12 protein-coding genes are annotated in these 14,835 nt (G+C 37.6%); 5 read left to right on the top strand and 7 right to left on the bottom strand.

What is annotated here, in order from left to right; translation table 11 throughout:
• Positions 1-69 precede the first annotated feature (69 nt).
• Entirely contained in the window at positions 70-561 is a 492-nt protein-coding gene (locus C1A47_RS01330) for a hypothetical protein (RefSeq protein ID WP_111891658.1), read from the top strand.
• Positions 562-684: 123 nt separating this feature from the next.
• Here C1A47_RS01330 and C1A47_RS01325 read toward each other — a convergent pair whose 3' ends face one another.
• The 3 genes from C1A47_RS01325 to C1A47_RS01315 form a co-directional block, all read right to left on the bottom strand.
• On the bottom strand, positions 685-1,593 hold the full coding sequence (locus tag C1A47_RS01325; protein ID WP_111891656.1) for a DMT family transporter: 909 nt from the start codon (positions 1,591-1,593) through the stop codon (positions 685-687).
• A gap of 213 nt (positions 1,594-1,806) precedes the next feature.
• On the bottom strand, positions 1,807-3,099 hold the full coding sequence (locus tag C1A47_RS01320) for a dicarboxylate/amino acid:cation symporter (protein WP_111891654.1): 1,293 nt from the start codon (positions 3,097-3,099) through the stop codon (positions 1,807-1,809).
• A 1,036-nt stretch (positions 3,100-4,135) separates the two neighbouring features.
• On the bottom strand, positions 4,136-5,521 hold the full coding sequence (locus C1A47_RS01315) for an ABC1 kinase family protein (RefSeq protein WP_111891652.1): 1,386 nt from the start codon (positions 5,519-5,521) through the stop codon (positions 4,136-4,138).
• Between the two features lie 191 nt (positions 5,522-5,712).
• Between C1A47_RS01315 and C1A47_RS01310 the strand changes: the two genes are divergently transcribed.
• Positions 5,713-6,015 (top strand): hypothetical protein, encoded by a 303-nt coding sequence (locus tag C1A47_RS01310; RefSeq protein WP_111891650.1) that lies wholly within the window; start codon positions 5,713-5,715, stop codon positions 6,013-6,015.
• A 48-nt stretch (positions 6,016-6,063) separates the two neighbouring features.
• On the opposite strand, the gene C1A47_RS01305 is transcribed toward C1A47_RS01310, so the two are convergent.
• Together C1A47_RS01305 and ychF are read right to left on the bottom strand one after the other, a co-directional pair.
• Positions 6,064-6,528 (bottom strand): MarR family winged helix-turn-helix transcriptional regulator, encoded by a 465-nt coding sequence (locus C1A47_RS01305; RefSeq protein WP_111891648.1) that lies wholly within the window; start codon positions 6,526-6,528, stop codon positions 6,064-6,066.
• 239 nt (positions 6,529-6,767) lie between these two features.
• Entirely contained in the window at positions 6,768-7,859 is a 1,092-nt protein-coding gene (gene ychF / locus C1A47_RS01300) for a redox-regulated ATPase YchF (protein WP_111891646.1), read from the bottom strand.
• A 245-nt stretch (positions 7,860-8,104) separates the two neighbouring features.
• Here ychF and C1A47_RS01295 point away from each other — a divergent pair, with 245 nt between their 5' ends.
• Positions 8,105-8,854, top strand: a complete 750-nt coding sequence (locus C1A47_RS01295) for a glutathione S-transferase family protein (RefSeq protein WP_111891644.1) — start codon at positions 8,105-8,107, stop codon at positions 8,852-8,854.
• Here C1A47_RS01295 and C1A47_RS01290 read toward each other — a convergent pair whose 3' ends face one another.
• Entirely contained in the window at positions 8,855-9,379 is a 525-nt protein-coding gene (locus tag C1A47_RS01290; RefSeq protein ID WP_111891642.1) for a lecithin retinol acyltransferase family protein, read from the bottom strand.
• A gap of 210 nt (positions 9,380-9,589) precedes the next feature.
• Here C1A47_RS01290 and C1A47_RS01285 point away from each other — a divergent pair, with 210 nt between their 5' ends.
• Positions 9,590-10,951, top strand: a complete 1,362-nt coding sequence (locus C1A47_RS01285) for a nucleobase:cation symporter-2 family protein (protein ID WP_111891640.1) — start codon at positions 9,590-9,592, stop codon at positions 10,949-10,951.
• A gap of 157 nt (positions 10,952-11,108) precedes the next feature.
• Here C1A47_RS01285 and C1A47_RS01280 read toward each other — a convergent pair whose 3' ends face one another.
• Positions 11,109-11,675, bottom strand: a complete 567-nt coding sequence (locus C1A47_RS01280; RefSeq protein WP_111891638.1) for an undecaprenyl-diphosphatase — start codon at positions 11,673-11,675, stop codon at positions 11,109-11,111.
• Between the two features lie 445 nt (positions 11,676-12,120).
• On the opposite strand from C1A47_RS01280, the gene pepN reads away from it, so the two are divergent.
• On the top strand, positions 12,121-14,727 hold the full coding sequence (gene pepN, locus C1A47_RS01275) for an aminopeptidase N (protein ID WP_111891636.1): 2,607 nt from the start codon (positions 12,121-12,123) through the stop codon (positions 14,725-14,727).
• Positions 14,728-14,835 lie beyond the last annotated feature (108 nt).

Genomic DNA, 14,835 nt, shown 5'->3' with positions numbered 1-14,835 from the left:
TAGTTTGTATTAGTGTGAGTTATGCGTACAATATAGCGCTTCTATTTACTTACTGCTGATGATCTTTTTATGCTCGATATATATTTAACCGATACGCAACAACACGTTCAGTTTCAAGATTATCCGGGTGATCATCCTGTAAAGTTTATTCTTAATTTTAAAAAGATTTTTCCAAGCGTTATGGAGCTTTTGCTTCCAGTATTGCCTTCAGATGAAAATTTGGAAGAAATGACTTGGGAATCGACTTCGCATGATCTGGAAATTTTCAAGCTCTTACTAAGTGGCTGGGGTTTGGTTGAATTGCGTTTATCGGCAGTTACACAATATAAAGATCGTGCTTATGCCGATCAATTTGTGAAAAAAGCACAAAAGAAACGTCAGGAATATAGCAAGAAAAATGCGAAATTATCGACAATCGAGCTGGACTATTTATTCTTGCAAGATTTACATGCCTTGATTGATGCTGATCTTATTGAAATCGGTGAAAAATTCTATTTACCAACTTTACGTGAACAATGGAAAGGCTTTGTTTCAGATGCTATTTTAAATGGCACAGTATAGGTATAGATAGTTAAGCAAAGTTCTAGACTTGCGTTTGAAAAACAAAAACCTGTTAAAATTTAACAGGTTTTTTTATAGCTTAGGTCAATGTTGAAATTGATCTAACTCATTCTATCTATAGTTTTACGCTTGCTTTTGGTGGTTCAGCGCAACTTTATCTGGACTGACCACCATCCATACCGCGATACAAACAATCACTGCTCCAAGAATAAAGCCTTTGGTAATTGTTTCATCTAATACAAGATAACCCCATAACACGCCAAAAGGTGGAATCATAAATGTCACAGTTAAAGAACGTAAGGGGCCAATATCAGCAATCAATTTGAAATAAATAATATAGGCAAAAGCCGTACAAACGAGACCAACTGCAATAACACTTGCCCATACGTTTCCCTGTAGCCAATGAATACTTGGGCTTGTTGTTAAAGACCAAATAAAAAATGGAAAAAGAAAAAGTACAGCCCCAAGCTGACTGCCAAAAGCGACTATTTTAGGATCTAAGCCACCTCGATTCGAAATCCAGCGCCGTGTTAAAAAGCCTGCTATTGCATAGCAACTTGTGGCAATCAGACATGCTGTAATTCCAACGGTTGTTCCCTGAGTTTTACTGGCTTTTCCAACGGTTGTAATGACGATAATTCCAAAGAGTCCAAGAAATACCCCAATCCATTTTTTCAAAGACAAGTGTTCGCCGAAAAAACCAAATCCAAAAATTGCACCCATGAGTGGTGTGGTTGCATTTAAAATTGCAGAATAACCTGCAGGTAGCCATTTCGCTGCTAAACAATACATTAAAAAGGGTAAACCAGAATTAATCATGCCTAAGATGAGTGTGGATTCAAATTTACCTTCAAATTGAAATGAAGATTTGAAAATAAATAAAATGACAGCAAGTCCTGAAAATCCAAACACGACTCTTAAAAAAGCAGTATTGATTGCGCCAAATTCAGGAACCGCTATTCTCATAAAAAGAAAGCTAGCTCCCCAGATAGCTGCAAGAAACAATAATCTAATGTAATCGGATGAACGCATATAATCCACCACTTCTTGTCATGCGTAATCATTTGATCTTATTCAAATCCGATTTTACGCAATCTTATACAAATTGATATCCAAAACTTGCTCAATTGAGTGGCTGATCACATTGCATTTTCGGTCGGTGTCATCATTTTGAATGATCAATTCAATGGCAATAAAAAAGCCGTGAATTTCACGGCTTTTTTATATGCAAATGATGTTTAGATTTTATTTGTGCGATTTAAGCGCAGCATCTAATTTTTCTTTATCTAAGGCTTTGTCCCAACGTGCAACTACAATAGCAGCACAGGCATTACCTACAAGGTTGGTTAATGCACGGCATTCAGACATGAAACGGTCAATACCTAGAATAAGGGCCATACCTGCAACAGGAACGTCTGGTACTACAGAAAGCGTTGCTGCTAATGTAATGAAGCCTGCACCTGTTACACCAGCTGCACCCTTAGAGCTGATCATCGCAACAAGTAACAATGTTAATTGTTGACCAATGGTTAAGTCGATATTACATGCTTGAGCAATGAATAATGCAGCCATTGTCATATAGATGTTAGTACCGTCAAGGTTAAATGAATAACCTGTAGGAATAACTAGACCAACAACTGATTTTTCACAACCCGCTTTTTCCATTTTGTCCATTAAAGATGGTAAAGCAGCTTCAGAAGAACTTGTACCCAATACTAGGAATAATTCATCTTTAATATAGCGAACTAAAGCGATGATTGAGAAGCCGTTGTATTTTGCAACCGCACCTAAAATAATCACAACAAACAATACAGCAGTGAGATAGAACGTTAAGATTAATAGCGCTAAGTTACCGATTGAGTTAATACCATATTTACCAATGGTAAATGCCATGGCACCAAATGCACCGATTGGGGCAAATTTCATTAACATGCCAACAATTTTGAATACAGGTGTAGTCAAGTTGTTTAAGAAGTCAATGATAGGTTTAGAGTGTTCACTTGTTGTTGCAAGTGCAATACCAAAGAGTACTGCAACGAACAGAACTTGCAGGATGTCACCACCAACAAGAGGGCTAACCAATGTTTTTGGAATAATATTCATAAGGAAGCCAACAACGGAAGAGTCGTGTGCTTTCTCTACATAATCAGCTACTTTACCAGTATCTAACGTTGCTGGATCAATATTCAAACCGTGACCAGGTTGAATAATGTTCGCAACGATCATCCCAACAAATAATGCTAAAGTTGAGAACGTGACGAAATAAAGCATTGCCTTGCCTGTTACACGGCCAACACTACCCATGTTGTTCATGCCAGCGATGCCCGTAACGACGGTTAAGAAAATTACGGGTGCAATGATCATCTTGACAATACTAATGAAAGCATCACCTAAAGGTTTTAAGCTCTGACCAACACTTGGGAAGAAATGTCCAATTACAATGCCGACGACAATTGCAAAGATAACTTGAACATAAAGTATTTGGTGAAACTTCGGCTTTGCCCCTGGAGCTTTGGTTTGATGTGCATGAATGTCCATTAATAAAAAAATCCTGTAAATATTCCAAAAAAGTGGGTGCCAATTTTTTTGCTTACTTGCAGAACGGATTTTACTTTAAAAAAATATTTGAAGTTAAAATGTAGCTATAAAATTTCGAAATGTTAAAAAAAAACAAATAATTTAAAGAAATAAGAAAAAAATACAAAAAATATAAAAATAAATTTAAAAACAAATACTTAATTTGATTTTGTATTTTTTTTGATTCAAAAAAACAATTTTTGAAAAAATAAAATGAAGAAATAGAAGTCTAATACTTTAGTCGAACAGATTGTTTTTTGTTCGAAATTTTTAAGAAAAATTACATTGAGTTTATTTTTTAAATTTTATTCTTATGCATAATGCATTTTTTAGATTGTTAAGTTTTGCTTGAAATTTTTAATCTAATAAGGTTGTCTTATCGAGAAAATGATTTGGTTTTTGAGGTTTTAATTTAATTTATTTAATCAATATGGTTATTTAATATGCAAAAATCGCATTAATATGGTGCAAAAAATGCATAAATTAAATAAGAAAATCTTAAATATGCTCATGACATTAGTGAGATTATTCATATTTCTTTATGAAATAGTGTAGAACCTAAATGCCAGAAAATAATGTGATCTGAAAGTTTTTTTAAATGCTTTCTAGTGATGTTTAGTAGCGTTTAGATCGGAGAAATGCAGTATTGGATGAAGAAAAAGGGAAAATCATTGATTTGCCGTCAGGCTAAGATGTGGTGAAAGGTGAGAATCTAGCTTTAACTCCTTCTAGTAGATTTTTTTATTTAAAAACATCATTGCGGCATTAATTTGATAGGCATTTGTAATGCTTTCATCAGTCAAAAAATGACTATTCGTGGTTAATAAATTGTTTGTTCTCTCTTTAGGGTGGTATCTGCATTGTAATTTCAAATAAGTCTGATGAACGAAATTCAATATATAAGGTTTGATCTATTTTTAGTGTTGTAGATAATTAAACTTGTATAATTTTAATCGTGTTTAATAAAAAAACCTCAGTCGAACTGAGGTTTTTGCTTTTATGCAGGTTGTATGAGAAAGGGGGTAACCATTTTTCGAATATTCGTTTGGGCATCAAGAACGGTCATAAAGGTATATGCACCGATGAACTTGCGACTAATAAACATGAACTCTTTTGGTGGAACACTGAAATAACGTGAAGCCATAGATTTACTTGCGCGTTGCATTACTCGGCTGTGCAACTGACTATTTTTCCAATTATAACGATTGTGTTCATCCATTACACCTTCTGGAATATCGGGATTATTTTCTTTGTTGCTAAATGGTTCTGTCGCAATTAAAAAGACTTTTGCCATATCTGGTTTGATACTGGCTGGAATATTATTAAAGAAGTCATAACCAGTCATGGCTTCTACCATTTGGTCTAGATCATGATGGTAGCCTGCGCTGATTAAGTTATGTGCAACATTCAGTAAGTGTTGGTCAAAATGACGGATTGCACCAAAATCTAAAAGTACGATTTGATCAGGAATATCTTCACCATTGCCTAATCGGACAAGATAGTTGCCAAAGTTGGGGTCAGTTTGCATTTCACCCCATTCAAACAATTCACGAATTGCAATTTCTAATGATGCTTCACCGAGTTTGTTGCGACGCTGTTGTGGTAAAGAAAACATTACAGGACTATTGACAGGGACACCCTGTTCAAAGGTCATGCAAAGAATTTGCTGAGTGCAGTATTCATCAATAATTTCTGGAACGATATAACGCGTGTCATGTTGCAAGTACTTAGCAAAGCGTCGAGTAGTTGCAGCTTCAACAGCATAATTAACTTCCCGATGCATCATGTCACGGACTTCTTCAAACCACTGGTCGAATTCGCGGGTTTGAGGAACCATATTGGTCAGGCGAATCATGCTTCGAAAAAGATTCATATCTGAATCAATGGCATTCGCAACGCCTGGGTATTGTACTTTTAAAACAATATCTAAACCGTCAGAGATTCTTTTTGCACGGTGTACTTGTGCTAGAGATGCTGTACCAATGGGCTCAGGGTCGATGTGTAGCTCGTAGTACTTATCACCCAACTCATTTTGCAGATGATTTTTGATGGCATTCCATTCTAAAGCCATCGTCTGGTTATTTAGTGTGTTTAATGCTTGAGTAATTTCTTCAGGTAAAAAATGTTCGCCATACAACGCCATCATTTGCCCGATTTTAACAATAGAGCCTTTTAATTTGCCAATTTCAGAAACTAAATAGTCGGCTTGTTCTTTTAAGGCTTTTTTGCGTTTACGCTCTTTTTCTTCTTCATTGGAAAACATGGTGGTTGCATTTGAAGTCGCCCAGCGTGTACCTGCCAATAATGAAGCTTTTACAATGGATAGACGTCGATCTATGGAAGATGTTTTTAAATTCTTTAACTTATCTTTCTGACCTGACATCGAACACAATCCTTAAAAGAAGGGAGATTTTGAAATAAGTAGTTTATTGTAACGAAAAAAAAGCTTTTCGTGCGTATTAAAACAGTTCAATGTAGATAATCTTGTAGCGTTTTGCAGTCTTTTGCATGCTTACTCATCATGTATTTATATAATGGATATAACACCATCTATGGTTGTTTGAGGGAAATAGTGTGAGTTACAAACATAATAATCTAATGGCGATGCGCAAACATTACTGGAATGATTCATCAGCACAAGTACAACAAGAAAAGCAGGCTTTAAAGAGTTTTTTGGAACAGCAGCAGTTATTTACCAATATGCAAGATGAAGATTTGAAGTACTTCTTCTTTAGCTTGCCAAGTCAGGTGATTGTGAAAGGATATGCATTGGGGTTTATGCATGAGCGCGTTCGGGATATGATTTTGCAACATATTACAGAAAATAAATCACGCCTAGAAAAGCGTGAGTTATTTAAAGTGAAATATCGAATGTAGAGATCAAACTTATAGTATAAGGATATAAGTTTGGCTCTATAGGGCTTGCTAGTGCGATAGATTTTTGAAAATGTGCTGTAATTGGGTGAGCAGCTTTTCAATTTGTAGCGGTGTAAGACCTGTGAATGCCTGTTCAAGGACAATGCCTGTAAGGTCATTAATTTTTTTGAGAATTTCCTGACCTTGCTCGGTGAGAACAACGCGAGTGATTCGAGCGTCGTCAGGACATGAGTAGGTGTCGATATAGCCTTCATCTTTGAGACGATAGATGAGCTTGGTGGTGGTCGACATTTTAGTGATTAACATTTCCGATAACTCGGAAACACTGGCATTAGGTCTGAGCAATAGTGCACCTAATATGCGGCGACGTGAGTTATCCATTCCGTATTTTTTTAGTACGTGATCGATATTCTCAACGTATTTTTGATGAATCTGCGTAACCCAATAAAATGGAAAATTATTGATTTCAATATTATCCGAAGAGGGTAAATATTTTGCATATTTTTTATTCATGTTTTTGCCAACCTCTTTTGGTACTTTTTATATTATAAGTATTTTGTGAAAAAAATCACATAAAAAGTGAATATTATACAAAAAGTTTAATTTTTAGCTTTTTTTAACAAATTTCTTTATAAATTAGCGCAATAATTTTAATAGTTTAATGTTGGAAATACATAGGAATTCTAAAAATTGATACAAAATCTTTATGAGCAAGGTCAGGAAAAAGGTTCCTGACCTTGAATGCTTTTTACTTACACATTAAAACGGAAATGCATGACATCGCCATCTTGTACAATGTAAGTTTTTCCTTCCAAGCGCCATTTCCCCGCTTCTTTAGCACCAGATTCGCCGTTGTACTGTACAAAGTCATCATACGCCACAACTTCAGCACGAATAAAGCCTTTTTCAAAGTCAGTGTGAATAACACCTGCTGCTTGGGGTGCTGTAGCACCAACTTTTACAGTCCACGCGCGGACTTCTTGCACGCCAGCCGTGAAGTAGGTTTGTAGACCAAGCAAGCTATAACCTGCGCGGATCACCACGTTTAGGCCAGGTTCTGCCATGCCCATTGCTTCAAGGAATTCAGCGCGTTCGTCATCTTCAAGAACTGAAATTTCAGCTTCGATCTGGTTGCATAGAGGAACAACAATTGCATTTTCTTCTTCAGCCAATTTACGGACAGCATCTAGATGTGGATTGTTTTCAAAACCATCTTCAGCAACGTTGGCAATATACATGGTTGGTTTTAGCGTCAGTAATCCATAACCACGAATAAGTTTACGCTCATCATCAGAAAGATCTGCAGAACGTGCAGGTTTACCTTCATCCAGTAATGGTAGGATTTTTTCGAGTACTGCTTTGGTTGCAACGGCTTCTTTGTCACCACCTTTAGCGACTTTGGTTAAACGAACAAGTGATTTGTTAAGCGTATCCAAGTCTGCTAGAGCAAGCTCTGTATTAATGGTTGCAATATCATCTAGAGGGTCGATTTTACCGTTAACGTGAATGACGTTTTCATCGTCAAAGCAACGTACAACATGTGCAATTGCATCTGTTTCACGAATATTTGCTAAGAACTGGTTGCCTAAACCTTCACCTTTTGATGCACCAGCCACAAGACCTGCGATATCTACGAATTCCATTGTCGTTGGTAGAATGCGTTGTGGATTCACAATTGCAGCCAATTTGTCTAGACGTGCATCTGGAACAGGCACAATCCCTGTATTGGGTTCAATGGTACAAAATGGGAAGTTTTCCGCAGCAATCGCAGCTTTGGTTAGTGCGTTAAAAAGAGTTGATTTGCCGACGTTTGGTAAACCGACGATACCACAATTAAAACCCATGCAAGACTCACAAAAGTTGTTATGTAAAATTGCCGATGATTTTACAACAAAGCAGCGTTAAAGTCAGGTGATGATCGGGTGGTGATATGTCATCTATCGTATAAAAGTCAGCTAAAGTTTTCACTTTCTGAAAATTACTTCATGATCTTGATAGAAATGAACATTGAGTTTGCCAAGATACCTGAATAAAGTGATAAAGTATTCTAAAACCTTAGAACTAAAATTGTGATAAATATGGAGGCATTATGCGTACTTTATATCAATTTCCATTGTCACATTTTTGTGAAAAAGCACGCTGGTTGCTCGATTATAAAGAATTAGATTTTGTTGCCCATAATTTAGTACCTGGTTTTCATCGAGCTTTCGCTCGTTTAAAAACTGGGCAAAATAACTTGCCGATTTTAAAAGATGGAACGCACTGGATTGCAGATTCTACTGAAATTGCCCGTTATTTGGATGAGACTTATCCTGAACATAACCTTTTACCCAACCGTTTTGCATTACGAGAGGAAGTGTTACAAATCAATCATCATGCAAATTTGTTAGGTGTGCATGTACGCCATTGGGTTTGGTCACAGATGATTGTTCGCAATAACACCACCATTGATATTTTGTTGGGTGAAAGTCGATATTTGCGTAAATTTAAAAAATTCTCTAAGCCTGTACTGAAATCTTTGGTGAGCCATGGTTTTCAATTGGATGCAGGTCGGCTGGCGGAATCAAAACATCATATTTTGACATTTGCCCAAAAGTTCAATGATCAGCCGAAGTATTTGGTTTCTGATCGGTTAACCTTAGCTGATATTTCTGTCTGTTCAATGCTAGCACCTTTATTAAATATTGCTGGAACACCATGGGAACTGGATGGTTTTGATGCGATTCCAGAAGAAGCGTATGCCTTTTCATTGCAATTACAAAACTTGCCAATCGGACATTATGTATTGCAAAAATATACCGATGAACGTAATGCACGAGTAGACTGGCGCGGAATCTAACTATTTTTTAACATCTTTTTGTTTGTTCAGATGATTCGGTAATTGCATTTGGGCTTTATCACGTAACTTCTTTTTAATGTAAAGCACCAGCGCAAAGCTGGTGGTTGCAACAGTTAAGAATAAACTATTCATATAACTCATGATTGAACTGACATAACCAATCGTGGTGAGTCGGTTCATCATTTTGATGACTTGCGGGCTACTTTCTATGCCAGTGATAGCCCAGCTACATAAGTGTTCACAGTTATTGATAATCAAGTGATAGTCATTTTCATGAATACGTGAACGCATTCGGCGAATCACGGCACGACCTTTGTATTTGGGGTTCTGATAGTGACGAACTAAAATTTTTTTGCCATGTGAAAATTGTGCAAGGCTAGTTATTTCGATAGGGTGTTTTTTGAATAGATGTGCAAAACCTGAGTAATGAATCACACGGCCACGTCCTGCGTAAATACCGTGATGCGTATAGCCTAAGTGTTTCACAATCAAATGTGTGCCAATGCTGAAAGGGACTTTCGCCATTTTTCTTTACACTGCAAAGATTCAAAGCCAAGGTTTCATAGAGTTTCGAAGAATAACACAATTCAGACTGAATCAATCGGATCTAGCGTGAACGTTTAGTATAAGCTTTGTTGCGCAATTTACTTCTCCACGATCAAAGATTGATTGGCACATTAATTGCTCTTTTTAGCATTAGGTAAATTTATTAATGCTTAAAGGAGGAGCAAAACAATGCCATCAACAAATCAAATCTCTCCAGAGCATGAGTTTTTAGGTTTCGGAAAAAGCTTTGCTTATGGTTTGCAACATGTTCTCACGATGTATGGTGGAATTGTTGCACCACCGCTCATTGTTGGTGCGGCAGTTGGATTGACCGCAGCACAAATCGGCATGTTGATTACCGCTTCACTCTTTGTCGGTGGTCTTGCGACCTTACTGCAAACTTTGGGATTCAAATGGTTTGGTGCTAAATTGCCACTGGTACAAGGTGTTTCCTTTGCTGGTGTTGCTACCATGATTGCAATAGGCACGTCAGGGAGTGGTTTCCCTGCAATTTTAGGTGCGGTCTTTGCAAGTGCAATTATTGGGCTTCTCATTGCACCATTCTTCGCCAAAATTGTACATTTTTTCCCTCCAGTCGTTACGGGTTCTGTGATTACCGTGATTGGGCTGTCTCTTTTACCTGTTGCACTACATTGGACGATGGGCGGAAATGACAAAGCGCCAAATTGGGGATCTTTAGAAAATATCGGGCTTGCAGGTCTGACACTGGTCATTTTATTGGTTTTAAGCAAAATCGGAAATGATGCGATTCGTCGTCTAGCAGTTCTGCTTTCAATTGTACTTGGCACAGTATGTGCCTATGCACTTGGCTTCACCGACTTTTCTAAGGTTGCAGCAGGAGATTGGTTTGCTGTCCCTAATTTTTTAGCTTTTGGTTTTCCTGTATTTGAAGTTCCAGCCATTATTGCTATGTGTATTGTCATGATTGTTACCCTGACAGAAACCACAGCCGATATTTTAGCGGTTGGGGAAATAATAGGGACACCAATTGACCAAAAACGGATTGCCAATGGACTTCGTGCAGACATGTTGTCATCGGCTGTCGCTCCATTTTTTGGAACATTCATGCAAAGTGCCTTTGCTCAAAATGTAGGCTTGGTTGCTATTACAGGGGTAAAAAGTCGTTTTGTAGTGGCTGCGGGCGGTGGAATTTTAGTGATATTAGGATTATTACCTGTGATGGGTCGTTTTATTGCAGCAATTCCAACACCTGTTTTAGGTGGAGCTGGTTTGGTGTTATTCGGCTCAGTTGCCGCAAGTGGAATTCGGGCTTTAGGTCGAGTGAATTATCAGAATCAACAGAACTTGATTATTGTTGCTGTTGCGATTGCTGCGGGAATGATTCCAATAGTGAGTCATGATTTCTTTGAACATTTTCCAAAATGGGTGCAAACACTATTTCATTCAGGAATCAGCTCAACATGTGTTGTAGCAGTGACTTTGAATATTTTCTTTAACCATTTATCATTTGGAAAGAAAACTGTGGATGTTAAAAATTTATCAATGACACAATCAATTTCACATCATTAGGCTTCTTTCATAAGTCCTTTTTATTTCTCTTGCGCTGCATTGAAATATATTTCAATTTGGCTCAGGGAGAAAAATAAAGAGGGTGTAGACAATTATGAAAGAAGTCTATTGATAAATGATGAATTAAAAAAAGCTGTCTTTTGGCAGCTTTTTTATTTCAGAGTGGGATATTGGCAGGATTTTTACGCAACGTTCTAACTTCTAAATATTTATAAAGAATCATATTCCCAAGGATATTGATGAAGAGTGCGATTATAAAAGCACCGAAAATATCGAGTGGAAAATGCACACCAAGATAAACACGTGACCAACCGACAATCCAAGCCAAAATCACACAAATCGTACCGATCAGTTTTTCGCGACTAAACAATAGAAATGCCAATGCCATACTACTCATCGCTAGCATGTGATGACTTGGAAATGAATTGGTTGCAGCGTGATGAATCAGGGTATGTCCCATATCTAGCACGAATGGGCGAGGGTGATAATAAAGTTTGTCGATAATTGCTGCGATGAGAGAAGTAATCCCTGTAAAGACAGCAGCTTTAATCGCAAGGACTTTAAAGCGTTTTGGTCTGAAGAATGCTAAAGCGACTAATCCGATTGCAAAAATGGTCACAAGGTCATGTGAAATAAAAATCGCAAATTTAACCAAAAAAGGATTAGGGGTTGCCGATGCATTGAATAAATCAAATAATCGGAAATTCAGCATCTCGAGAGACATCTAATAAGACCTCAAAAAAGCAAATACGCTTAATGTTCAAATTCTTTTAATTGAATAATTTTAATATTAAGCCTAGCTTAGGTTGAATTTGCCTGAAAATAATCAGAATACATGATTAATCTTGAATGATATATTTTATTTCTAACTGATATTTAACATCTTTTAATATTTCTTCTTGTTAGATTTTTTTCTAATAAAACTGAGCATGATAAAGCTTGGTAACAAAAAGTCTGTGCAAGTAGAGCTATGTAAATTTTTAAGGATTAATCAGATTTAGATGAGATTTAAGGTTGAAATTGTTTGTGATTTCATCACTAAAACGCAATTGAATTGAAAATACAGCAAATTGCCCAATATTAACAAACAAGCACTAAAGACAACTGAAACAACTCCACGTATGATCAAATCATGTGGTCTCGAGTTCAGAATAAAATTAGGAAGATCTATGAATATTGCAGCAAATCCAGTGGTAGAAGCCGATCAAACCGTTTATTTAAAAGATTACCAAAAGCCAAGCTTTTTAGTGGATTCGGTAGATCTTAATATTCAGGTTTATGCTGATCATACAGTTGTCGATGCAACCTTAAATGTACAACGTCAAACAGCGGGTGATCTGATTCTGCTTGGTCGTGATCTTGAACTGAAAAGCATTCGCTTAAATGGTGATTTGCTATCCGAAGCTGAATATCAGCTTGATGCTGAGCAGTTGGTACTTTCCAATGTGCCTGATCAGGCAATTATTCAAACCCAAGTGATTATTCACCCTGAAAGCAATACCATGTTAGAAGGCTTGTATCAGGCTGGTGATTTATTCGTTACGCAAAACGAGCCAGAAGGTTTCCGTAAAATTACCTTTTATCCTGACCGTCCTGATGTCTTGTCAGTCTTTACCACGCGCGTTGAAGCCGATAAAAAATATCCTGTATTACTCGCCAATGGTAACTTGCTGGAAACAGGTGAAGCAGGCGAAGGTCGTCATTATGCGATTTGGCAAGATCCAACCAAAAAACCAAGTTATCTGTTTGCTTGTGTGATTGGTAATTTGGCTGTATTGAAAGATCGTTATGTCACTTCAGAAGGTAATGATGTTGCTTTAGAAATTTATGCGATTGAAAAAGATATTCCAAAATGTCACATTGCGATGGAAGCCCTAAAACATTCCATGCGTTGGGATGAAGAACATTATGGTCGCGCTTACGATCTCAACAATTATATGATTGTGGCAGTCAGCCAATTCAATATGGGTGCAATGGAGAACAAAGGTTTAAATATCTTTAATACGTCCTGCGTGCTTGCCGATGAAGAATACACCACCGATGCCGCGATTATGCGTGTGCAGTCAGTCATTGCACATGAATATTTCCATAACTGGACAGGCAACCGTATTACTTGCCGTGACTGGTTCCAGCTCTGTTTGAAAGAAGGTTTAACGGTATTTCGTGATCAGTCTTTCTCGGAAGATTTACAATCGGCTGCGGTACAGCGTATTGATGATGTTGCTGTGCTCAAGTCACATCAATACCCTGAAGATGCAGGCCCACTTTCACATCCACCACGTCCTGATCATTTTGTTGAAATCAACAACTTCTATACCGCAACGGTTTATGAAAAAGGTGCGGAAATTAACCGCATGATGTCAACTTTGCTTGGTAAAGAAAAATACCGTCAGGGGACAGATGAATATTTCAGCCGTCACGATGGTCAAGCGGTTACCGTAGAAGACTGGGTAGCTGCACTTTCAGCAGGTTCGGGTGTCGATTTATCAGCATTTTTAAACTGGTACAATCAACCAGGCACACCAAAACTCGAAGCAAAAGGTGAGTATGATGCTGCGGCTCAGACTTATCGCGTCAGCTTCAAGCAAAGTTTAAAAGCGCATGCTAAATATCCAAACTTGAAAGCCGTACCTATTCCTGTTGCTTTAGCATTGTTTAATGCCAAAACAGGTGAACAATACACCTTGCATTCACCAGATTTGTTTGTGAATGAAGTGAAAGATGGTGTGTATCTGTTTGATCAAGATCAGGCAACCATTGAATTTACAGGGGTAACTGAACAACCTGTGGTGTCATTGCTGCGTAATTTCTCTGCACCTGTCAATTTAGACTTTAACTATTCAAATGATGAATTGGCATTTTTAATTCAGCATGAAACCAATGGTTTTAACCAATGGCAAGCAACTCAAACACTGCTTGAGCGTATTTTACTGGAAGATCATTCTGCTCAAGCTTATATTCAAGCGCTGAAAAATACCCTGCCTGAACTGGTACAAAAAGATCCATTACTGGCTTCGCGTTTACTGGATGTGCCTGCTGAGGGTTATTTGGGTAGCCGTATTGATCAAGATTATCAGCCACAAGTGATTCAACAAAAACGAAATGCTTTATTGAATGACTTGGCGAATGAAATGGGAACTTTCTGGAAAGAAACCTACCAATCGCTTGACCCTGAATTACAAAATGAGTTTTCACAAGCGATGGGTGAGCGTGCATTAAAAAATATTGCACTGAGCTATATGGCACGTCAGGGTGATGCAGATACATTTGCATGGGCTGAACAGCAGTATCAAACAACATACAATATGTCTGAACGCTTAGGTGCGTTGAAAGTGTTGGTCTGGAATGATGCACCACAAGCTAAAGTATGTCTGGATGATTTCTATAATCGTTTCAATGATGAGCCGTTGGCATTGGATCAGTGGTTTATGTTGCAAGCAGCACATCCAAAAGCAACTGAAGAAACCATTCAGTATTTAACTTCACATCCTGATTATGATTTGGGAACACCAAACCGTATTCGTGCAGTCAGTGGTGGTTTGAATGCCAATCCTGTGAATACATGGAGTTTTGGTATACAGCACTTTATTGAGCTTGCACAGTATTTAGATGAGAAAAATCCGATTGTGGGTTCTCGTATGCTACAAGTATTGTCACGCTGGTACACTTTGGCTGAGCCACAGCGTTCAGAAGTACAACAGGCATTGTTGGCACTCAAAGCACAAGTGAAGTCAAAGAATGTGGTTGAAACACTTAATAGTATGTTAAGTGTTTGATATTTAACAAGTTATTGATTTTTAAATAGAAAGGGGTGCTATTTTTCTAAATTTCGATGGAAAAATAGCACTTTTTGAAGTTATAGAAAACAATGACTTACGATAGGG

The organism is Acinetobacter sp. MB5 (assembly GCF_003261585.1).
Lineage (GTDB): Bacteria > Pseudomonadota > Gammaproteobacteria > Pseudomonadales > Moraxellaceae > Acinetobacter.
The sequence above is the reverse complement of the archived record's forward strand: the minus strand, read 5'-3'. Positions and strand labels throughout refer to the sequence as shown.

Coding starts and splice junctions, on each gene's coding strand:
- C1A47_RS01330 (WP_111891658.1), top strand. CDS start 70: ATGCTCGATATATATTTAACCGATACGCAACAACACGTTCAGTTTCAA.
- C1A47_RS01325 (WP_111891656.1), bottom strand. CDS start 1,593: ATGCGTTCATCCGATTACATTAGATTATTGTTTCTTGCAGCTATCTGG.
- C1A47_RS01320 (WP_111891654.1), bottom strand. CDS start 3,099: ATGGACATTCATGCACATCAAACCAAAGCTCCAGGGGCAAAGCCGAAG.
- C1A47_RS01315 (WP_111891652.1), bottom strand. CDS start 5,521: ATGTCAGGTCAGAAAGATAAGTTAAAGAATTTAAAAACATCTTCCATA.
- C1A47_RS01305 (WP_111891648.1), bottom strand. CDS start 6,528: ATGAATAAAAAATATGCAAAATATTTACCCTCTTCGGATAATATTGAA.
- ychF (WP_111891646.1), bottom strand. CDS start 7,859: ATGGGTTTTAATTGTGGTATCGTCGGTTTACCAAACGTCGGCAAATCA.
- C1A47_RS01295 (WP_111891644.1), top strand. CDS start 8,105: ATGCGTACTTTATATCAATTTCCATTGTCACATTTTTGTGAAAAAGCA.
- C1A47_RS01290 (WP_111891642.1), bottom strand. CDS start 9,379: ATGGCGAAAGTCCCTTTCAGCATTGGCACACATTTGATTGTGAAACAC.
- C1A47_RS01285 (WP_111891640.1), top strand. CDS start 9,590: ATGCCATCAACAAATCAAATCTCTCCAGAGCATGAGTTTTTAGGTTTC.
- C1A47_RS01280 (WP_111891638.1), bottom strand. CDS start 11,675: ATGTCTCTCGAGATGCTGAATTTCCGATTATTTGATTTATTCAATGCA.
- pepN (WP_111891636.1), top strand. CDS start 12,121: ATGAATATTGCAGCAAATCCAGTGGTAGAAGCCGATCAAACCGTTTAT.